We start from the raw sequence: 18,264 nt of genomic DNA, 5'->3' as shown, positions 1-18,264 counted from the left end.
GGCTCCATGGGCGGCCTGTTCTCCACCACCGTCCTGTACTCGATAGGGAGCGGCGTCGCCGTCGGCGGCGGACTCGCCCTCCTCCTCATCGCCGTACGCGGGCTGCCCGCCAAGCCCGATCACGAGAAGCAGAAGGCCGCCGAGCGGGCGAGCGAACTGATCCGCTTCGCCGGCCGGCGCGGCTCGCTCGCCGCCATCGTCGGCCTGGTCGTCCTCGTCCTCACCCGCTGGGCCGTCGCGGGCATCGCCGCCGGGGTCCTCGTCTTCTTCTGGGACCGCCTGTTCGGCGGGGCCGGTGAGGAACGGGCCGCCATGCGCCGCGTGGAGGCACTCGCCTCCTGGACGGAGTCCCTGCGCGACACCATCGCCGGCGCCGTGGGCCTGGAACAGGCCATCCCGGCCTCCGCCCGCGCCGCGGCGCCGGTCCTGCGGCCCCACCTCGACGCCCTCGTCGACCGGCTGCGCGCCCGCACCCCGCTGCCCGAGGCGCTCCAGCAGCTCGCCGACGAGATCGACGACGCCTCCGCCGACATCATCGTCGCGGCCCTCATCCTCAACGCCCGCCTGCGCGGCCCGGGCCTGCGCCAAGTCCTCGGCGCCCTGGCCAAGTCGGCCCGCGAGGAGGTCGACATGCGCCAGCGGGTCATGGCCCAGCGTGCCTCGACCCGCAGGTCCGTGCAGATCGTCGTCGCGGTCTCGATCGCCTTCGTCCTCGGCCTGTCGATCTTCAACCGCGACTTCGTCGAGCCGTACGGAACGGCCGTCGGACAGCTCGTCCTGGCCTGTGTCTGCGGCCTGTTCGCGCTCGGCTTCTGGTGGCTGCGCAAGCTGTCCACCATCGAGACGCCGGAGCGCTTCCTGGTCCGTGACGAGGCCTCCGTCCAGTTCGTCCGTCCCAGGACGCCGTCGCACGCGCAGTCCCAGCAGCGGATGCCGCAGGAAGAAGGGGCACGCTGATGGACCTCACGATGCCGCTCGTCGTCGGCGCCGTCATCGGCCTGGGCATCTACGCCCTCGTCCGCGCCCTCATGCCCGGCAAGCGCAGCGCGATCTCACAGGTCGCGCGGATCGACGCGATGCGGGCCCGCGGCTCGGCCTACGAGTCGGCACGCGTGGAGCGGGAGAAGGGCCGCCTGGGCGCGCTGCGCGCCGAAGTCGGCCTGCGTGTCTCGGAGTTCTACCTCCAGCAGGGCTGGGAGCAGCGCTCGCTGCGCGCGGACCTGGCGGTGCTGGACCGCAGCTGGGAGAAGTTCCTGGCGACGAAGGTGCTGCTGGGCGTGGCCGGTCTGTTCTTCGGCCCGTTCCTGTTCGCCATCGTCTACACGCTGGGCTTCGGCCGCAGCCCGATCATCCCGGTCTGGCTGGCGCTGCTCTTCGCGGCGATCTTCTTCTTCCTGCCCGACCTGGAAGTACGGCGGGACGCCGCCGAGAAGAGGCGCGACCTGCGGCGCGTGATCGGTGCCTACCTCGACCTCGTGTCGATGAGCCTCGCCGGCGGACGCGGTCTGCCCGAGGCCCTGATGGCGGCGGCCGAGGTGTCCGACGGCTGGGCCAACCAGCGCATCCGCAACGCCCTGTCCGACGCCCGCATCACCGGCGTCAGCCAGTGGCAGGCGCTCGGCGCGCTCGGCGAGGAGATCGGCGTGGAGGAGCTGAAGGACCTCTCCGCCTCCCTGGCCCTGGTCGCGGACGACGGTGCCAAGGTCCGCGAGTCGCTCGCCTCCCGAGCCGAGACCATGCGCCACCGCGAACTCGCCGAGATCGAGGGCAGCGCGGGCGAGAAGTCCCAGTCGATGCTCGTGGCGCAGCTGCTGCTGTGCGCCGGGTTCCTGGTGTTCCTGATCTTTCCGGCGGCGATGCGGGTGTTCCAGGTGCAGTGAGCCGTGCATGAGCCTTGCAGTGAGCTCGCAGTGAGCGACCTTCACAACTCCAGAACCTCCGTGAACCGATTTCGAAAGGACAAGACGTCATGAACGGACGTAACTTCCACACCGGCATCCCCGCCGTGGACTTCCTGGTCACCTTCCTCCAGGCCCGCACCGAGCGGGCCCGCTCCGGCGAGCTGGACCGCGGTGCCTCCGCGGTCGAGTGGGTCATCATCTCCGCGGTGGTCGTGGCGATCGTGGGTGTCGTGGCCGCCATCATCAACGCCGCGCTCAGCGAGGGCGCCAACAAGGTCGGCGACTGCATCAAGGGCGCCGACGCGGGCAAGACCTGCTGATCGCCTCGAGAGCATCGGGAGCAGGAGCAACGGGGTTCACGGGGATGCCGGCAGACGTCAGCAGACGGGCACGCCGCTGGGCGCGGGCCGCACGGGAACGGGCGGCCACCCGCGGCGATTCAGGCATGACCGCGATCGAGTTCGTCCTGCTCACCCCCGTCCTGTTCTTCATGATCTTCGCGACCGTGCAGTTCGCCCTGTACTTCTTCGCGGACCACGTCGCCCAGGCGGCGGCCCAGGCCGGAGCCCGCAAGGCCCGGGCCACGGCCGACGAACAGCCGGGCGCGTGGCGGGGCGAGGCACGGGACGTGGTGGACAGCTACATCCAGCAGCTGGGCCCCCAACTGGTCCTGTCCCCGGACGTGACGATGGTGCAGCCGGAGCAGAACACGGTGGGCGTGGAGATCGCTGCGAGGGTCCCGACGGTGTTCCCCGGGCTGGATCTGACGGTGCACGCGCGGTCGGCGGGGCCGGTGGAGCGGTTCGTCCAGGAAGAGGGGAACTGAATGTCCGTCCCTCCTTTCCCGAAGCGCCGTCGGTCTGCGGACGACAGCGGCCTGTCCACCGTCGAGGTCGTGATCCTCGCCCCGGTGATGATCCTTTTCATCCTGGTTCTGGTGGCCTTCGGCCAGCTCGTGGACGGCCGCGGAGCGCTCGACGGCGCGGCCAGGGACGCGGCCCGCGCGGGTTCGATCCAGAAGGACCACGCGACGGCCATGGCCGAGGCCAAGAAGGCCGCCGAGGCCAACCTGGCGGACGTCTGCTCGGGCCCGGTGAACGTCACGCAGACCAGCCAGGGCTTCGAGCCGGACACCATCTTCACGGTCGAGGTCAGCTGCCAGGTGCGGGGTCTGGCCATGCTCGGCCTCGACGTCCCGACGACGCTGTCGGCGAGCTTCAGCTCCCCCCTCGACCCCTTCCGGAGGTCGGTGTGAGGCACCTCCGGTCCTCCTGGCTGTCGTGCTGGACGGCCCGTGGCGCGCGTCTGGACGACCGCGGCTCCGGCGCCGGCGCGGTCATCATCTTCACGCTGGTCTTCCTCTCCCTCTCCGCGTTCGTCATCGACGGCGGCCTGTCCATCTCCAAGCGCGAACGCGCCGCCGACATCGCCGAACAGGCGGCTCGTTACGCGGCCCAGGACATCGACCGCGACGCCCTCTACGAGAACGAGGGCGGCCCGGCGCCGATCAACTTCGAGAACTGCAACGCCCGCGTGAAGGCCTTCGCCCGCGAGATGGACATGACGGGCGCGGACATCGGCGCGACCCACTGCGTGGCGGCGAACGCAGAGCAGGTCGAGGTCGAGGTGCAGCTCACGTACTCGCCGGTCTTCACGGGGATGTTCTACGGCGGTGACGTGGTGGTGCACGGGCAGGCGGTCGCCGAGAACGAGGTCGGCTGAGCAGATCCGGAACATCCCGCGAATCTGCACACCGTTCACTGTGAGGTCGGGGTGGGATGGGGAAGCAGCCGAGCCCGGACCGCTTTCCGCGCTGTGGACCGCATTCCGGTATCGCGAAACGGCAGAAGATGTGAAGGCCGCGAGGTCCCCGGTGACCGAACGGCCACACCCATGAATTCCCTCTCCGCTTTCCGTCCGCTTTCCCATCCACGGACCGGGCACCGACTGGCCGCCCCTACTCCGGCGTGCTTTGATCGGTCACGCTCGAGCAATTGAAATGAATGAACGAAGGGAACCGCCCCCCATGGCCTTCACCCCGCAGATCGCAACCGCCCAGATGTCCGACGCCGAGCTGGACACCATCGCCGGCGGCCAGGCGGGCGGTGCCACCGCGGGTGCCGGCGCCGCTGCCGGTCTCTACGTCGAGACCACGGCCGCGGGCCTCACCACCGGCGTCGGCGGCGGCCTGGGCCTCTCCGTCTCGCCGCAGGGCATCGCGGCGGACCTGCACCTCAACGCGGCCGTCGCTTCCTGACGAACGCGCAGGAAAGGCCCCGGATCTCCGGATCCGGGGCCTTTCGCGTCTCTCGGGCGGCGGTCTACTTCCCCCCGCCATCCCCCGCACGGCCCTTTCCGCCCTTACCGCCCCGCTTGTCCTCGGTCTTCATGGCGTCGTTCACCTTCTTGGCGAGTTCGTCATCCAGCTTCTTGAACTCGCGTACGACGGCATCGGACATACTCGCCAGCGCGTCGAGCTGCTGCGTGATGTCCTCGCGCCCGTCTTCCCAGTTGGACTCGAAATCGCCGAGCGCGTCATTGACACTGCCGTCGCCGATGTCGTCCTTGTACGACTCGAAGAGCTTCTTGGTGTGATTCAGCCGCGTTTTGATGGACCGCAGCCGACGCCCGTAGCTCTCCAGCTCGGTCAGCGGAAGCGCGAGGTCGCTCTTGCCCTTGCCCATTCGGATTCCCCCACAGGTCGGACGGTCGGACGAAGCGGAAGGTACTCGTCACAGTGTCGAAGATGTCATGGAAGGCGTCGGCCAGGTCCAGCACGGGGCTGGCTCCGGAGATGAGGGCGACCTGGTCGGTGGTTCCCGGGATGGGTACATACGTCTGGGTCACCACCATACGCAGCGTCCGGCTGTCCCCCTGGGTGACGGGCACGTCCTCGACGCCGTAGGTGCGCGCGGCAGGGCCCACTTCCGGGATCTCGACTGTCGTAACCTTGCGCCAGGCATCGCCTTCGCGGTGAGGCGTGATGGTGCGCGGAGTCTCGGCGATGGCCCGGGGGTCCGTGGACAGGGCCACGCCCTGCTTGTTCCGCGAGCCGAGGACCGGCACCGTGATGGTCGCGGACAACGGGATGCCTGGACGGATGTCGAACTCCCACCAGGATTCCGGAACTGCCAGCGAGAAACTGGGCATCCTGGGTCGTCTCGAAGGAGCCGTCGGGCAGGTCACCGCCGGAGCCGTCCGGTCCTTCCCAGGTCGTCTTCCGGGTGGCACTGGCGGAGAGCTGGTAGCGGGCGCTCGGAACGGCGTCCTCACCTGGAGCACTTCCCCCGTTCACCGCGCACCGACGAGTTCTGCCACACGCCCTGCTCGTTCTTCGCCAGGGAAAGCGAGTAGCGGACGTAGGGGCTTGTGCCCGCCGGATTCCCCTCGACCTTGCTGGTCTTGCGGTTCTTGGTCTTCGCCTCGGTCTCGTCCGTGCAGTAGGTGAGCGCCGCTCCCCTGTCGTTCCCCGCCATGACGACCTTGGGGTCGAACGCGGGCAGCTTACCGATGACGGTGAGGTCCTTGTCCGTGTAGGACTTGATCCACTCCGTCGTCAGCCCGCGGACCCCTTTGGTGTCGTAGAAGGTGACGGCTGCACTGTCCGGGTCGTTGGCGATGATCGCCGCGTAGCCGGCCCTGACCTCTTCCTTAGCGTCGTTCAGCACCGCCTGCTCCACCGGATCGCTGCTCGTCCAGTTCTCGAAGGTGAGCTGGAAGCTGCTGGGGAGCTTGATGACCGGGCGCCTGACGCCGGGTACCGCGGACGACTTCGAGGCTGCCGGGCTGGTTGAGCTGTCGCCCGCGCCCCTGGCGTCGTCCGACGAGGAATCCTCGCCCCCGCCGCAGGCGGTCAGAAGCAGCGCCGCCGTCGTGGCGAACGCTGCGGCCGTGGTGGTCAGTGCGCGGCGGGCCACAGTTGATCTCCCCGTAAGTTTCGGTGTACGCGACAGGGAACGAAGCTATCAGGGGTGGGCCACGGCACCATGAGAGCCCGTGGTGGTTTGTGTCGGCGAGGTGAGGAGTGCGGCGTGGCGATTGCGAACGATGCCGCTCACGCGGTCCCTTGACCGAGCAGGGCGACGATCCTCCGTGCACCGTGCGGCGAACTCGTCAGCCGGGCCCATGAACCATCCCGGAAGGCGATCCTGAAGTCGGACTCGGCCACGCTGAATCGCTTGAGTTCCGCGCCGACGATCTCCTCCCGGGACACCGACCAGAGGATCGCCTCGGACCCCGGTGTCCTCATGCCACCGCCCCAGGAGAGGAATCGGCTGCCCCGGGCTGTGTCCTCGTGGGACACGATGCGTACCAGCCCGTCCGGGCCGGCCAGTTCGATCTCGGTCACGGTGCGCCAGTCCCGCCGGGAAGGATCGAGCTGCCAGGGCAGTGTGCGGGCCGTCTGGCCCACGCCCGCCCACATGACGGGGAAGTCGTCGACCTCGTTCTCACGCTCCTCCAGCTTTCCCCGCTTCTCCGGCGACACGGGGCTGCCGAGAGCGTCGGCGATGATGTGGAGCGGCAGCAAGAGGAGTCCGGTGACGACGGTGAGGACGTGGTGACCGAACTTGCCGAAGAAACCTCGCACTCTGAAGGGGCGCTGAGACGGCCAGCCGGGCAAGTCCCTCTCGATGTCGTTGCGTTCGAGGCCTCGAAATGAGCGGCGCTTCGCCACCGAGGCGGCTGTGCCGCTCGCGAACTCGACCCGGTAGCGCTCGGGTTGCTCGAGCATGGCCTTCCTTCACCGCCACTCAGCGGTTGATCGACTGGATCTCCTGGACGTTCATGTCCTGGGTGGTCTCGAAGGTGCCGTCGGGCAGGTCGCCGTCGGAGCCGTCGGAGCCTTCCCAGGTGATCTGCCAGGTGACGCTGGCGGAGAGCTGGTACGGGGCGCCGTCGGTCGCGCGGAGGTAGCGGATGCCGCACGGCGGGGTCTTGTCGGCGGCGCCCTTGGTGTACGGGGTGCCGATGGAGCCGTCGTCGTTGATCTCGCAGTCGCCGGAGGCCGGGAAGACCTCGGCGTCCTCGGTGCCCGGGTCCAGGTGGAGGGCGACCGGCTTGGCCGTCGTCTCCGCCCACAGGCCCGTGTTCGGCAATGCTGCCCGGACCTTGACGTCCTTGAAGGTGCCCTTGTCCAGCCAGACCCAGGTGGGCAGGTTCACCGTGGACTTCGCGGCCGGCTTCAGCTCGACCTGGGTGTCAGGAACCTTCACCTTGTTGTAGGCGTACTCGGCGAGTGTCTTCGGGGTGGGCGCGTTCGGGTCGTCCGGGACCTTGCCGGCGTCGACCCAGAACATGATGCGGCCGCAGTCCCACGAGTCCGGATCGCTGGGATCGGGGGCGACGCCCCGCCAGAAGTAGCCGTCCTTGCCGAGGTTGTAGTCCTTGTAACCCTCGGCGGAGCTGTTCGTCGCCGCGTGCATATCGAAGTTGTCCGCCGGTTTGCCGTCCCGGTAGTGGTCGGTCCACAGACCCTTGCCGAACCAGGACTCGTGAATTCCGACGTCACCGCCACCGTCCGAGTCCACGAAGTTCTTCAACCGCTCCGGGCTGAATGCGGGCTCGTACCAGCAGGCCGGAGGCTTCCAGTTGGGATCGACCGTGCCGAGGTTGCCTTCCTCGCCACCGCCACCCCCACCACTCGGATACGTGACCTTGATGTTGGAGACCGAGGCCGACAGGCCACCCTTACCGTCGCTTCCACCTTGCGGAGGCGGTGTCGCTTCGCCGCCGACCGGTTTGTCGGCGTGGGCCGCACCAGCGGTCCAAAGGACGCAACCGGCAGCCAGCCCCACGATCAGCTTCGTCCGGGACGCGGTCACCCCCGGCATGCCTCTGCCTTCCCCTCGACCGTGACCTGCTGGGCCCGCCATACGGGGTTGTCCTTCACGGACGTCATGAGGAGGGTGAACTTCTGATAGCTGGCCAGGCTTTCCTTCGTGCGGTGGACCTTCTCGCTCTTGACTTCCTTGCCGAAGACCTTGGACTGGTCCTCACAGAAGGTGACGCTGACCGTCTTGACCTTCTCGGACTCCTCGCCAGAGCTGATCTCTGCGTCGTAGTACCGGTCTCTGCCTGTCAGCGTCCAGCCGCCGTCCACGTACTCCTTGATCTGCGAGTGCGCGTACTGGGAAGCCTGGCCCGACGAGTAGAACTGGAAGGCGGGATCCTCCGGGTCCTGTTTCGTGATGCCGTGGTTCAGCGCGCGAATGTAGTTCGCGGCGTCCTCGAGGGCTGCCGCGCCGTCCTGGTCCGACGGCCTGTCGAAGTCGAAGACCAGATCCAGGTCCTTCGGGACACTCACGTCAGGCCGCTGGACATCGGTCGACGCAGCGCCGGAGGCCGAAGCGGAAGGACTGCCGGCCCCCTTGTCCGCTCCCTCGATGCCGTCCGGCGAGTCGTTGCCACCCCCGCCGCAGGCGGTGAGCAGCAAGGCCGCTGCCACAGTGAGCGCGGCGGCTGTTGTCGTGCGAGCGCGGCGAGCCACTGGCGTATCTCCCCCGTTGTTTCGATCGTCGTCCTGCGTGTGCGGTAGGGAACGAAGCTATCAGGGGCCGGTAATGAGGCCTTGATAGGCAGTGGTGGGTTGCGCGGGGATCGTGAGAGGCCTGCGTGGCAATTGCGAAGGTGTCGCTGGCGGTCGCCCGGCTCCCGAGTGAACACCGATGAATTCAGGGGCAAATCGGACGCCGATGGGGGTCCTTCGATCCGCCCTTCGACGACCTCGATAAGAGTCCATAAGATCTCTGTAGGCTCAGCACACCCCTCACCTCACAGCTCGGCCTCACCTCACTCGACTCACTCCACACACGACCCCAGGACACCCGCCATGCCGCGACGCCGCACCTCAAGCTCGTCAAGCTCGACGGGAAGTACGACGGGAACGACGACGGGGACCACGGCCGCCCCGCGGAACCGGACCCCGCAGCCCGTGCGGATCCGGCGGCGGTCGTTCGGGGACTTCGTCAAGGCGTTCTTCGCCTTCGTCGCCCTGGCCGTGCTGCTCGTCGGCGTGCCGGGCGCGCTGGCCACGCAGATCGGGTGGCCGCTGCCGAACGGGGTGCCCAGTTTCGACTGGCTGCAGCAAGAGATCACCGTTCACACGTTCCTGAACATCCTCACCGTCATCGTGTGGCTGGCGTGGGCGCAGTTCACCGCGTGCGTGCTCGTGGAGATGAAGGCCGCGCTGTCGGGCGTCGGCGTGCCGGGGCGGGTGCCCGGCGCCGGGCCGAGCCAGTTGCTCGCCCGTCAGCTCGTCGCCGCGCTGCTGCTCGTCGGCGCGACCGCCGCCAGCTTCACGCCGGGGCTGTCGCAGCTCGGGAACAGCTACGACGCCAACCAGAAGCCGACCGTCGCGGCCGCCCAGGCCACCCCGGGCATCTTCGCCCAGCAGCAGGAGCAGGCCTCCGGCGCCGCGGCGGCCCTCGCCGAGCAGGCCTCGCACGCCGCCGCCCACGCCGACGCCGGCGGCAGCACCGCCAAGCAGGGCGACACGAAGTACTACCGGATCCAGCCGCCCGAGGGCCGTCACCACGACTCCCTCTGGGAGATAGCCCAGCGCCACCTCGGCGACGGCCGCCGCTACAAGGAGATCTTCGAGCTCAACAAGGACCGCGTGCAGCCGGACGGGTCCAAGCTCTCCGAGGCCAGCCTCATCCGGCCCGGCTGGATCATGGAGATGCCGGGCGACGCCCGCGGCGGCGACCTCGTCGAGATGCCCGACGAGGCGCCCAACGTGTCGCCCGACGTGCAGCAGCAGATCGGCGACTACGCCCGGACCGGCGACCACGCCCAGGGCGGAGGCGGCTCCGGCGCGCAGGGGGGAAGCGACCAGGCACCCGGCGGCGCCACCCAGGTGTCCGTCCCCGACCAGCAGCGGCCCGCCCACGACACCGGCCACCAGCAGACCACCGCCGTCGGCGCCGAGTCCGACAGCTCCTTCGGCCTGCCCGAAGCCCTCCTCACCGCGCCCCTCCTCGCCGCCGGTCTCCTCGGCGCCCTGGGGCGGCGCCGTCGGCAGGCCCTGTGGCAGTCGGCGTTCGGCTCGCTCGGCGGACGGCGCGGCATGGAGCCGCCCACGCCGAGCGGTGACGCGCTGGACGTCCAGGACGCGCTGCTCGTCGGCGCCGACCCCGAGGGCGTACGACTGCTGGACCGGAGCCTGCGCGGTCTCGCCGCCTCCCTCGCCGAGGAGTCGCGCGCGCTGCCGGTCGTCTACGCGGCCTGGCTCAGCAACGGCGACCTGCACCTCCAGCTCGCCCAGCCCGCCGGGAAGCCCCCGGCTCCCTGGCAGCAGGGGCAGGACCAGACGTTCTGGGTGCTCTCCCGCACCGACGCCGAGCGCTACGAGGACGTCGACACGGCCGCGCCCTACCCCGGCCTCGTCAGCCTCGGCACCATGGACGACTCGCGGCTGCTGCTCAACCTGGAGGCCGTGCCCGGCATCGTCTCGCTGAGCGGCCGGGAGGCCGACCGGGCCGCCGTCTTCGCCTCCGTGGCCGCCGAGTTGGCGACCAACGGGTGGTCGGACCGCATGACCATCACGCTCGTCGGCTTCGGGGAGGACCTCACGCCCCTCGCCCCGAACCGGATCCGGCACCTCGAGGACATCGAGGCCCTCGTCGAGACCATGGAGGCCGAGACGCGGCAGCGGCGCGGAGCGCTGGGTGCCGCCGGGCACGACTCCGTCCTCACCGGGCGCACCGGGCCCGCCCAGCACACCCGTTGGGCCCCGCACCTCGTCCTGCTGGCCGCCCAGCCGTCCGCCGAGGACGCCGTCAAGCTCGCCGAACTCGCCGCTGACGCCGGCCGTCTCGGCATCGGCTACCTCGTCGGCACCGAGACCGGCGATCTGCCGGGCGCCGCCTGGGAGATGGAGATCACCGGCCAGGGCAAGCTGCTCGCGCCCCTCCTCGGGCTCGAACTCGACGCCCAGTTGCTGCCCGTCGCCCAGCAGCGGGCCGTGGTCGAGCTGTTCGTCGAGGCCGACCCGGACCGCGAGAGCGACAGGCCGGCTACCACCCCGCCGTTCCTCGTCGACATCAGCGAGCAGGGGCGTCCGGCCGTGTACGCACGGCTCGTCGGGCCGTACGAGATCATCGGGCTGGACACCCCGGACGGGGAGCGCAGTGCGCTGCTGCACGAGGCGCTCGCCCTGCTGCTCCTGCACCGCGAGGGCGTTCACCCGCGCGTGCTGTCCTCGGCGTTGTGGCCGCGCGGCGTCACCGACGACGTGCGCAGCGCGCTGCTCGACCGGCTGCGCGACTGGCTCGGCACCGACCCCGACGGCACGCCCCGCCTCGCCACCGACGGCTCCGGCCGGCTCACACTCGCCAAGACGGTCGTCTCCGACCTGGACGTGCTGCGGTCCCTGTACCACGAGGCCACGCAGGGCCGGGGTGTCGGCAGCCGGGCCGTGCGCGGGCGGCTGCTCACCGACGCGCTGGTGCTGGTGCGCGGGCCGCTGCTCGCTGACCGGCCGGAGGGCCGTTACCAGTGGCTCTCCCACGAGATCGTGGACGCCCAGTTGCCGCTGCTCGTCGCGGACACGGGGCTCGCGCTGTGCGAGTTCCACATGGAGAAGGACCGCGCGGAGAAGGCCATCGAGGCGCTCAACGCGGCCCTGCGCACCGCTCCGGCCGACGAGCGCCTGTGGCACGAGCTGCTGCGCGCCACCCACGCCACCGGTGACACGGAACGGCTGACCGGACTCGCCACCGACCTCATCGGCCGCAGCGGGGCCCGCGGGCTGCCGCCGCGCACCGAGGCACTGCTCGACGAGCTGCTGCCGACGTGGCGTGACGCGATCGCCGCGGTGGGATGAGCACCGGGCTGCTGGTCCTCGTCGCCGTGCTGTGGGGTGCGGCGGCGGGAGCGTTGCTGCCGCGCGCGGCCTACCGGTTCTCGACGCCGTCGGGGGAGGCCTGGCGGAAGGAGTGCCCCGGCGGGCACCCCGTCAGGGGCTGGCTGGGGCGGGCGGCATGCCCGGAGTGTGCGGAGTCCGGATACGGACCGCGTACGACGCCCCTCGCGGCCGGCACCGCCCTGGTCTGCGCGGTCCTCGCCGCCGCGACCGGCACCCGCCCCGAACTCGGGGTCTGGCTGCTGCTCGCCCCGGTCGGCGTGCTGCTCACGGTCGTCGACTTCCGGGTACGGCGCCTGCCCGACCCGCTCACCCTCCCCTTCGCCGCGGCCGCCCTGGCCCTGCTCGGCCTCACCGCCCTCGTTCCCGAACACGCGGGCAGCTGGACGACCGCCCTGCTCGGCTCCCTTGCCCTGGGCGGCGGCTACTTCGTCCTGTTCCTCATCAACCCCGCCGGCATGGGCTTCGGCGACGTCAAACTCGCCCTCGGCACCGGCGCGGCCCTCGGCTGGTACGGCTGGCCGACGGTCATGCTCGGCACGTTCGCGGGTTTCCTCCTGGGCGCGCTGTACGGCGCCGCCCTGGTGATCACCCGCCGAGCCACCCGCAAGACGGCCATCCCCTTCGGCCCGTTCCTGATCGCGGGGGCGTTCCTGGGCCTGCTCGTGGGCGCGTACACGGCCTGACGACGCCGTACGGCGCGCGTGGGGATCAGCCGGCGATCAGCCCGCGATGCCGCCGAGGACGCGGTAGGCGACGTACAGCCCGTACGCGGCGAGAAGAACGCCGAGCAACCGCGTCCACCCGGGCAGGGCGCGCCGCCGATGCGCGCCCCACATCCGCCGCAGCCGCACGACGGCACTCACCGTGCCGAGCAGGGCGACGGCCGTGAACAGCCATAAGAGCAGGGGCCGCTCGTCGGCGATGGCCTTCCGCACGCCGGCGTGGGCCAGGACGAGCAGCAGGTAGGGGGCTATGTACTGGGCCGGGCCGAATTCCGGGCGCTCCGCGGGGCGGGTGGCATCGGTCATCGGGGTGCCTCCTGGGTGAGGTGTATGTGAGTGCGTGAGGCGCGCCGAACGCATGTGATCCGCGCAATCGGCACTGTCATGATGCTGATCATGACAAACACACCCCCGCACCCCACCGGCCCGACCCCGTACCCCGCCGGCCCCACGCCGTACCCCGCCGGCCCCACGCCGTACCCCGCCGGCCCCACGCCGTACCCCGCCGGCCCCACGCCGTACCCCACCGGCCCCACGCCGTACCCCGCCGCCCCGACCCCCGACCCAGCCGGTCATCCCTACCACCGCCTGGACCGCGCCACAGGCCGTCACCGCTGGTGGCGGCCGTTGGTCGGCACGGTGCTGTTGGCCTTCGCCTACTTCGTGATCCTGCTTGTGCTGCTGGCCGTGTCCTACGGGCTCGGCACGGCGCTCGGTGCCCCCGAACTGCCCGACGGCGGTGCCGACTTAGGGCCGCTCGGGAACACCGCGATGGAGCTCGTGTCCATCGCGATAGCCCTGCCCCTGGTGCTGCTGGCCACGCTGTGGCCGGCGAGACGGGCCGCCGGGACCGTCACGTCGGTCACCGGACGGCTGCGGATCGGCTGGCTGGGGTGGTGCCTGCTGGCCGGGCTGCCGCCCATCCTCCTGCTCACGGTGATCGCCTTCTTCCTGCCGGGCGGCTCGGACGAGTCCGACATCTGGGTGGGCTGGCGCTCCTTCCTCGTGGCCCTGGCCGTGCTGGCCGTCCTCGTCCCGCTGCAGGCCTCGGCCGAGGAGTACGTCTTCCGCGGCTGGCTGCTCCAGGCGGTCGGGGCGTTCGTGCGTTCCCCGTGGCTCGCCGTGATCCCGCAGGCCGTGCTGTTCGCCGCGGCCCACGGCTGGGGCACCCGGTGGGGCTTCCTCGGGCTGCTGGTGAACGGCTTGGTGGCGGGCCTGCTCACGATCCGCACCGGCGGACTCGAAGCGGCCATCGCCCTGCACGTGCTGAACAACCTGCTGGCCTTCGGCCTCTCCGCCGCGGTCGTCGGCGGACTGTCGTCGGACGAGACCGCCGCCGACGCGCCCTGGCCGCTGGCTCTCACCGGCATCGCCACGGAACTGCTCTACGCCGCGCTCGTGCTGTGGCTCGCCCGGCGTCGCCGGCCGCAGCGCCTCTCGGCACCGAGCACCCCGCCCGCCCCCTACGGCCACCCCGCCCGCACGGCCTGACGTCCAGCCCATCGAGGCCCTGGCGTACGCTGGGCTGGTCCGTCCACAACCCTTACGAAAGGGACGCCCGGTGACCGAGAAGGCCGACCTTCAGCCCATCCTCGACCGTGCAGCCGCCGGTGGGCGGATCACCCCGGACGAGGCGCTCGTGCTGTACCGGGACGCCCCGCTGCACGCCCTGGGCGCCGCCGCCGACGCCGTACGCCGCCGCCGGTACGCCGGGACCGAGCACATCGCGACGTACATCATCGAGCGCAACATCAACTACACGAACGTCTGCGTCACGGCATGCCGTTTCTGCGCGTTCTACGCCGCCCCGAAGGACACCGCCAAGGGCTGGACGCGGGACCTGGACGACATCCTGCGCAGGTGCGCGGAGACCGTCGAGCTGGGCGGCACGCAGATCATGTTCCAGGGCGGACACCACCCGGACTACGGCGTCGAGTACTACGAGAAGCACTTCAAGGCGATCAAGGACGCGTTCCCGCAGCTGGTGATCCACTCGCTGGGCGCGTCCGAGGTCGAGCACATGGCCCGGATCTCCGAGGTGAGCGTGGAGGAGGCCATCCAGCGCATCCACGCCGCCGGCCTCGACTCCTTCGCCGGTGCCGGTGCCGAGCTGCTGCCCGAGCGGCCCCGCAAGGCCATCGCCCCGCTGAAGGAGTCCGGCGAGCGCTGGCTGGAGATCATGGAGATCGCCCACAACCTGGGCGTGGAGTCCACCTCCACCATGCTCATGGGCACCGGTGAGACCAACGCCGAGCGCATCGAGCACCTGCGGATGATCCGGGACGTCCAGGACCGCACGGGCGGCTTCCGCGCCTTCATCCCGTACACCTACCAGCCGGAGAACAACCACCTGAAGGGCCGCACGCAGGCGACGCTCTTCGAGTACCTGCGGATGATCGCCATCGCGCGGCTGTTCATGGACAACATCGCCCACATCCAGGGCTCCTGGCTGACCACGGGCAAGGAGGTCGGCCAGCTCTCCCTGCACTACGGCGCCGACGACCTCGGCTCGATCATGCTGGAGGAGAACGTGGTGTCGTCGGCCGGTGCCAAGCACCGGTCCAACCGGATGGAGATCATTGATCTGATCCGGAAGGCGGGCCGGGTGCCCGCCCAGCGCGCCACGACCTACGAGCACCTCGTCGTCCACGACGACCCGGCGAACGACCCGGTCGACGACCGTGTGGTCTCGCACATCTCCTCCACGGCCATCGCGGGCGGCACGGCTCACCCCGAGCTGAAGCTGCTGGCCCCCAACTGACGCCACCGTGCTGACGATCCACGCCGCCCCGCTGGTCCTCCCGGCGGGCGCGGCACCGGGCGTGGACGCACCGGGTATGGCCGCACCGGGTATGGCCGCACCGGGCATGGCCGCACCGGGCATGGACGCATCCGGCGTGGCCGCAACCGGCGCGGACACAGCCGGCGCGTACACAACCGTCGTGGACGGGGCCGTCCTGGTGGACGGCGACCGGATCACGGCTGTCGGGCCGTACGAGGAGCTCACCGAAAAGGCACCGGGCGCGCGGGTTCGGCGCTGGCCGGGCGTGCTCACCCCCGGTCTGCGCCAGTGGCACCCGCTGTGGCTGCTGCGCCACTGCTACCACCCCGACCCGCGCGAAGCCGACGAACTGGGCGAAGAACCCCTGTGGGGCCAGAAGTTGGCCGCCCTGGGCGACCTCACCGAGACCCGCTGGTCGGGCAGCGTACGGCGCGGAGTGCAGCGGATGCTGCGGTACGGCACGACGGCCGTCGCCGCGCCCGGCGCCCGTTTCCGCGATCCGATGGTGGCCACGGCCGTCGCCCGGTCCGGGCTGACCGTCGTGGGCACGACGGGGGCACCCGGCACACTCCTCGGTGAGCGGCCCGACCTCGACCCGTTCGCGGAGGGGTACGACCTGCGCGGCACGGTCCACGCCCCGCTGTCCGTCGGCGGCCGGGCCGACCTGGCGGTGTTCGACGCACCCGACGAGACGGCCCTGCGCGAGCGCGGCGCAGTGACCTGCGTGGCGACCGTGCTGGCCGGCCGCCTGGTGTACCGGGCCCGCTGACCCCGGGGCCGGGTCAGCCCGCGAACGCCTTCCCGAACGCCCCCGGCTTCTGGGCCACCCCGCTGCAGTCGGTCGCCGCCTTCGTCGACTCGGTGCCGTCCGCGCACTGCCGGTCCCGGGCCGTCGACCACATCGACACCCAGGCGATGCCCTTCTCCTCGGCGAACGTGCGGACCTCGGCGGCGTCCGCGAGCGTGAACGTCTCGCCCTCGACGTCGTTGACGCCGATCATCGGGGTGAGCGCCATGCCCCGCCAGGCGGTCGCGTCCGAGGTCTTGAAGGTCTTCCGCAACTGGGCGTGCGCGGCCTCGGCGGCCGTGAGGGCGTAGCCGCCCATGTCACCGTCGTACGACGAGCCGTAGTTCATCGTCATGAGGTTGACGGTGGAGACCTGCACAGCGTGGTCGTTGGCGGAGGCGAGGAGCGCCAGACTGTCCTTGCTGAGCCCCGAGGGCATCACCGGCAGGGTGAACGAGACCTTCAGGCCGGGCCGTTCCTTCTGCAGCTGCGCGATCGCCTTCGAACGCAGGGCGGTGGACGCGGAGTCGCCCAGGTCGTCGCCCTCGATGTCGAAGTCGGCCAGGGTCGTACCGGCCGCGTCGAGCGCCTTGCCGTAGGCCGCGGCCAGTTCCGGCGCGCTGTCGCAGTTCGCCGCGAGTTCCTTGCCGGAGGCGCCGCCGAAGGAGACCCGGACCCGGCCGCCGCCCTCCTTGAGTTTCGCGACACGGGATGCGACTCCCGCGTCGCCGATGGCTTGTGTGCCGTCCCACCGGGGGACGCAGGCCTCACCCTCGGCTATGACGAACGCCAGGTTGTACGTCGTGGGGGAACCGGCCGAGTCGGTGGCGGCGGCTTCCCCGGCACTGACGTACGGGGCGTACGAGGTGCTGCTCCCGGCAGGGGGCGAGGTGCGGCTCCCGGCAGGGGTCGAGGTGCCGCTCCCGGCAGGGGTCGAGGTGCCGGGCGCCGCCGTCACGGAGGGTGCCGCGCGGGCCGGGCCGTCCTGGCCCGAACAGCCCGTGGCGGCGGCCAGGGTGATCAGACATCCGAGCCCGGCTGCCGGCCTCCGCAAGTTCCTCATGACGTGCGCTTCCGATCTCGTGAGATGTCACGGGTCAAAGACCGATACGTTTCCCGGCCGCGAACGTCTCACGATGGCCGGTGCTCGTGACGCGTTCCGCAGGCGTTCCCGCAAGCACTCAGAGAAAAGACAGCCCGGGCCGTTTCTCATGGGTCTCTCACATGAAAACCCGAGTTTGGGGCACATAAAGGAACCCTACTGTCCGGGAAATGCATTCCGAGCCCGCCATCGAAAAGCGCGCCTCTCGCGGCCGCAGCCGCAAACGCGGCAACGCCGGCCCGGCGGTGTCCCATCGGCTCCGGCCGACGTGCCTCAAGCCGAGGACGTTCGCCTCCAGGCCGCCCGGCGCGAGTGTTCGTGCTGCTGTGCGGCTGGGCGGAGGACGTGGCGGCACGGAAGCAGCCGCGGCTCCTGCCCGGAGGGCGTGCTGCAAGAATGGGCCCGTGACCCGCGCATCCCTGGACAAGCAGCCGCACGAAGTCGCCTCGATGTTCGACGACGTGGCGGAACGGTACGACCTGACCAACGACGTGCTGTCCCTCGGCCAGGACCGGCGATGGCGCAAGGAGGTCGCCAAGGCGGTCGACGCGCGTCCCGCGCAGAAGATCCTCGACCTCGCGGCGGGCACCGGCACCTCCTCGCTGCCCTTCGCCCGCACCGGCGCCTACGTCGTCCCGTGCGACTTCTCCCAGGGCATGCTCCAGGTCGGCAAGCGGCGGCAGCCCTGGCTGCCGTACACCGCCGGCGACGCGACGAGGCTCCCCTTCAAGGACGACACCTTCGACGCCGTCACCATCTCCTTCGGGCTGCGCAACGTGCAGGACACGGACGCCGGCCTGCGCGAGATGCTCCGGGTGACCCGGCCCGGCGGGCGGATCGTGATCTGCGAGTTCTCGCACCCGACCTGGGCGCCGTTCCGCACCGTCTACACCGAGTACCTGATGCGCGCCCTGCCGCCGGTCGCCCGGGCCGTGTCCTCCAGCCCCGACGCCTACGTCTACCTCGCCGAGTCCATCCGCGCCTGGCCCGACCAGCCCGCGCTGGCCGAGCGGCTGGGCAAGGCCGGCTGGTCGCGGGTGGCCTGGCGCAACCTGAGCGGCGGGATCGTCGCCCTGCACCGGGGCTTCAAGGCCGAGTGAGGCCG

Annotated in this window: 20 protein-coding genes and 1 pseudogene; 13 read left to right on the top strand and 8 right to left on the bottom strand. The window is 70.7% G+C overall.

Annotation, left to right across the window (positions count from 1 at the left end):
• Positions 1 to 6: 6 nt before the first annotated feature.
• The 7 genes from ACZ7EG_RS09460 (at position 7) to ACZ7EG_RS09430 (ending at position 4,158) form a co-directional block, all read left to right on the top strand.
• A complete protein-coding gene (locus ACZ7EG_RS09460; RefSeq protein ID WP_471074903.1) occupies positions 7 to 957 on the top strand; it encodes a type II secretion system F family protein in 951 nt (316 codons plus the stop codon).
• Positions 957 to 1,880, top strand: coding sequence for a type II secretion system F family protein (locus tag ACZ7EG_RS09455; RefSeq protein WP_471074516.1), 924 nt, complete (start codon positions 957 to 959; stop codon positions 1,878 to 1,880). Before ACZ7EG_RS09460 ends, ACZ7EG_RS09455 begins: the two co-directional genes overlap by 1 nt.
• A gap of 89 nt (positions 1,881 to 1,969) precedes the next feature.
• A complete protein-coding gene (locus ACZ7EG_RS09450) occupies positions 1,970 to 2,221 on the top strand; it encodes a hypothetical protein (protein ID WP_010041603.1) in 252 nt (83 codons plus the stop codon).
• A gap of 44 nt (positions 2,222 to 2,265) precedes the next feature.
• The gene (locus ACZ7EG_RS09445) at positions 2,266 to 2,727 is read left to right on the top strand and encodes a TadE family protein (protein ID WP_471074512.1); all 462 of its coding nucleotides are present in this window, start codon (positions 2,266 to 2,268) and stop codon (positions 2,725 to 2,727) included.
• Positions 2,728 to 3,156 carry a TadE/TadG family type IV pilus assembly protein gene (locus ACZ7EG_RS09440; RefSeq protein ID WP_471074509.1) on the top strand — a complete coding sequence of 143 codons (429 nt, stop codon included), beginning with the start codon at positions 2,728 to 2,730 and terminating at the stop codon, positions 3,154 to 3,156. It begins immediately after the preceding gene.
• On the top strand, positions 3,153 to 3,623 hold the full coding sequence (locus ACZ7EG_RS09435; protein ID WP_471074506.1) for a pilus assembly protein TadG-related protein: 471 nt from the start codon (positions 3,153 to 3,155) through the stop codon (positions 3,621 to 3,623). Before ACZ7EG_RS09440 ends, ACZ7EG_RS09435 begins: the two co-directional genes overlap by 4 nt.
• 304 nt (positions 3,624 to 3,927) lie before the next feature.
• Positions 3,928 to 4,158: a hypothetical protein gene (locus ACZ7EG_RS09430; RefSeq protein WP_471074504.1), complete on the top strand. Its 231-nt coding sequence runs from the start codon at positions 3,928 to 3,930 to the stop codon at positions 4,156 to 4,158.
• 64 nt (positions 4,159 to 4,222) lie between these two features.
• Here ACZ7EG_RS09430 and ACZ7EG_RS09425 read toward each other — a convergent pair whose 3' ends face one another.
• From ACZ7EG_RS09425 to ACZ7EG_RS09400, 6 genes and pseudogenes are all read right to left on the bottom strand, one after another.
• Positions 4,223 to 4,585 (bottom strand): hypothetical protein, encoded by a 363-nt coding sequence (locus ACZ7EG_RS09425; RefSeq protein ID WP_471074501.1) that lies wholly within the window; start codon positions 4,583 to 4,585, stop codon positions 4,223 to 4,225.
• 28 nt (positions 4,586 to 4,613) lie between these two features.
• Positions 4,614 to 5,051: pseudogene (locus ACZ7EG_RS09420) on the bottom strand (hypothetical protein); the annotation flags it as partial.
• 119 nt (positions 5,052 to 5,170) lie between these two features.
• Complete coding sequence (locus tag ACZ7EG_RS09415; protein WP_471074498.1) at positions 5,171 to 5,818, bottom strand: hypothetical protein; 648 nt, start codon at positions 5,816 to 5,818, stop codon at positions 5,171 to 5,173.
• A gap of 137 nt (positions 5,819 to 5,955) precedes the next feature.
• Positions 5,956 to 6,633 (bottom strand): hypothetical protein, encoded by a 678-nt coding sequence (locus ACZ7EG_RS09410; RefSeq protein ID WP_471074496.1) that lies wholly within the window; start codon positions 6,631 to 6,633, stop codon positions 5,956 to 5,958.
• A 19-nt stretch (positions 6,634 to 6,652) separates the two neighbouring features.
• Positions 6,653 to 7,732 carry a hypothetical protein gene (locus ACZ7EG_RS09405; RefSeq protein ID WP_471074493.1) on the bottom strand — a complete coding sequence of 360 codons (1,080 nt, stop codon included), beginning with the start codon at positions 7,730 to 7,732 and terminating at the stop codon, positions 6,653 to 6,655.
• Positions 7,720 to 8,205, bottom strand: a complete 486-nt coding sequence (locus tag ACZ7EG_RS09400) for a hypothetical protein (RefSeq protein ID WP_471074490.1) — start codon at positions 8,203 to 8,205, stop codon at positions 7,720 to 7,722. Before ACZ7EG_RS09400 ends, ACZ7EG_RS09405 begins: the two co-directional genes overlap by 13 nt.
• Before the next feature lie 627 nt (positions 8,206 to 8,832).
• Between ACZ7EG_RS09400 and ACZ7EG_RS09395 the strand changes: the two genes are divergently transcribed.
• Positions 8,833 to 11,724, top strand: a complete 2,892-nt coding sequence (locus ACZ7EG_RS09395) for a BTAD domain-containing putative transcriptional regulator (RefSeq protein ID WP_471074487.1) — start codon at positions 8,833 to 8,835, stop codon at positions 11,722 to 11,724.
• Positions 11,721 to 12,449, top strand: coding sequence for a prepilin peptidase (locus ACZ7EG_RS09390; protein ID WP_471074484.1), 729 nt, complete (start codon positions 11,721 to 11,723; stop codon positions 12,447 to 12,449). Before ACZ7EG_RS09395 ends, ACZ7EG_RS09390 begins: the two co-directional genes overlap by 4 nt.
• Positions 12,450 to 12,485: 36 nt before the next feature.
• Here the strand turns inward: ACZ7EG_RS09390 and ACZ7EG_RS09385 are convergent, their stop codons facing one another.
• A complete protein-coding gene (locus ACZ7EG_RS09385; protein WP_471074481.1) occupies positions 12,486 to 12,794 on the bottom strand; it encodes a hypothetical protein in 309 nt (102 codons plus the stop codon).
• A gap of 90 nt (positions 12,795 to 12,884) precedes the next feature.
• Between ACZ7EG_RS09385 and ACZ7EG_RS09380 the strand changes: the two genes are divergently transcribed.
• The 3 genes from ACZ7EG_RS09380 (at position 12,885) to ACZ7EG_RS09370 (ending at position 16,039) form a co-directional block, all read left to right on the top strand.
• A complete protein-coding gene (locus ACZ7EG_RS09380; RefSeq protein WP_471074478.1) occupies positions 12,885 to 13,979 on the top strand; it encodes a lysostaphin resistance A-like protein in 1,095 nt (364 codons plus the stop codon).
• A gap of 70 nt (positions 13,980 to 14,049) precedes the next feature.
• A complete protein-coding gene (gene mqnC / locus ACZ7EG_RS09375) occupies positions 14,050 to 15,249 on the top strand; it encodes a cyclic dehypoxanthinyl futalosine synthase (protein WP_471074475.1) in 1,200 nt (399 codons plus the stop codon).
• A gap of 121 nt (positions 15,250 to 15,370) precedes the next feature.
• Entirely contained in the window at positions 15,371 to 16,039 is a 669-nt protein-coding gene (locus tag ACZ7EG_RS09370; protein ID WP_471074900.1) for an amidohydrolase family protein, read from the top strand.
• 13 nt (positions 16,040 to 16,052) lie between these two features.
• On the opposite strand, the gene ACZ7EG_RS09365 is transcribed toward ACZ7EG_RS09370, so the two are convergent.
• On the bottom strand, positions 16,053 to 17,120 hold the full coding sequence (locus tag ACZ7EG_RS09365; RefSeq protein ID WP_471074472.1) for a chitinase: 1,068 nt from the start codon (positions 17,118 to 17,120) through the stop codon (positions 16,053 to 16,055).
• Positions 17,121 to 17,563: 443 nt separating this feature from the next.
• Here ACZ7EG_RS09365 and ACZ7EG_RS09360 point away from each other — a divergent pair, with 443 nt between their 5' ends.
• Positions 17,564 to 18,259: a demethylmenaquinone methyltransferase gene (locus ACZ7EG_RS09360; RefSeq protein WP_471074469.1), complete on the top strand. Its 696-nt coding sequence runs from the start codon at positions 17,564 to 17,566 to the stop codon at positions 18,257 to 18,259.
• The last annotated feature ends 5 nt before the right edge of the window (positions 18,260 to 18,264 follow it).

The sequence above is a fragment of the Streptomyces sp. NPDC037100 genome, assembly GCF_055606225.1.
Note: the sequence above shows the minus strand (reverse complement) of the source record. Positions and strands in the feature narration are given on the sequence as shown.

What these genes read in the sequence shown, in the direction of transcription:
- ACZ7EG_RS09460 (WP_471074903.1), top strand. Translation starts at nt 7, where the DNA reads ATGGGCGGCCTGTTCTCCACCACCGTCCTGTACTCGATAGGGAGCGGC.
- ACZ7EG_RS09455 (WP_471074516.1), top strand. Translation starts at nt 957, where the DNA reads ATGGACCTCACGATGCCGCTCGTCGTCGGCGCCGTCATCGGCCTGGGC.
- ACZ7EG_RS09450 (WP_010041603.1), top strand. Translation starts at nt 1,970, where the DNA reads ATGAACGGACGTAACTTCCACACCGGCATCCCCGCCGTGGACTTCCTG.
- ACZ7EG_RS09445 (WP_471074512.1), top strand. Translation starts at nt 2,266, where the DNA reads ATGCCGGCAGACGTCAGCAGACGGGCACGCCGCTGGGCGCGGGCCGCA.
- ACZ7EG_RS09440 (WP_471074509.1), top strand. Translation starts at nt 2,728, where the DNA reads ATGTCCGTCCCTCCTTTCCCGAAGCGCCGTCGGTCTGCGGACGACAGC.
- ACZ7EG_RS09430 (WP_471074504.1), top strand. Translation starts at nt 3,928, where the DNA reads ATGGCCTTCACCCCGCAGATCGCAACCGCCCAGATGTCCGACGCCGAG.
- ACZ7EG_RS09425 (WP_471074501.1), bottom strand. Translation starts at nt 4,585, where the DNA reads ATGGGCAAGGGCAAGAGCGACCTCGCGCTTCCGCTGACCGAGCTGGAG.
- ACZ7EG_RS09410 (WP_471074496.1), bottom strand. Translation starts at nt 6,633, where the DNA reads ATGCTCGAGCAACCCGAGCGCTACCGGGTCGAGTTCGCGAGCGGCACA.
- ACZ7EG_RS09405 (WP_471074493.1), bottom strand. Translation starts at nt 7,732, where the DNA reads ATGCCGGGGGTGACCGCGTCCCGGACGAAGCTGATCGTGGGGCTGGCT.
- ACZ7EG_RS09390 (WP_471074484.1), top strand. Translation starts at nt 11,721, where the DNA reads ATGAGCACCGGGCTGCTGGTCCTCGTCGCCGTGCTGTGGGGTGCGGCG.
- ACZ7EG_RS09385 (WP_471074481.1), bottom strand. Translation starts at nt 12,794, where the DNA reads ATGACCGATGCCACCCGCCCCGCGGAGCGCCCGGAATTCGGCCCGGCC.
- ACZ7EG_RS09380 (WP_471074478.1), top strand. Translation starts at nt 12,885, where the DNA reads ATGACAAACACACCCCCGCACCCCACCGGCCCGACCCCGTACCCCGCC.
- ACZ7EG_RS09370 (WP_471074900.1), top strand. Translation starts at nt 15,371, where the DNA reads ATGGACGCATCCGGCGTGGCCGCAACCGGCGCGGACACAGCCGGCGCG.
- ACZ7EG_RS09365 (WP_471074472.1), bottom strand. Translation starts at nt 17,120, where the DNA reads ATGAGGAACTTGCGGAGGCCGGCAGCCGGGCTCGGATGTCTGATCACC.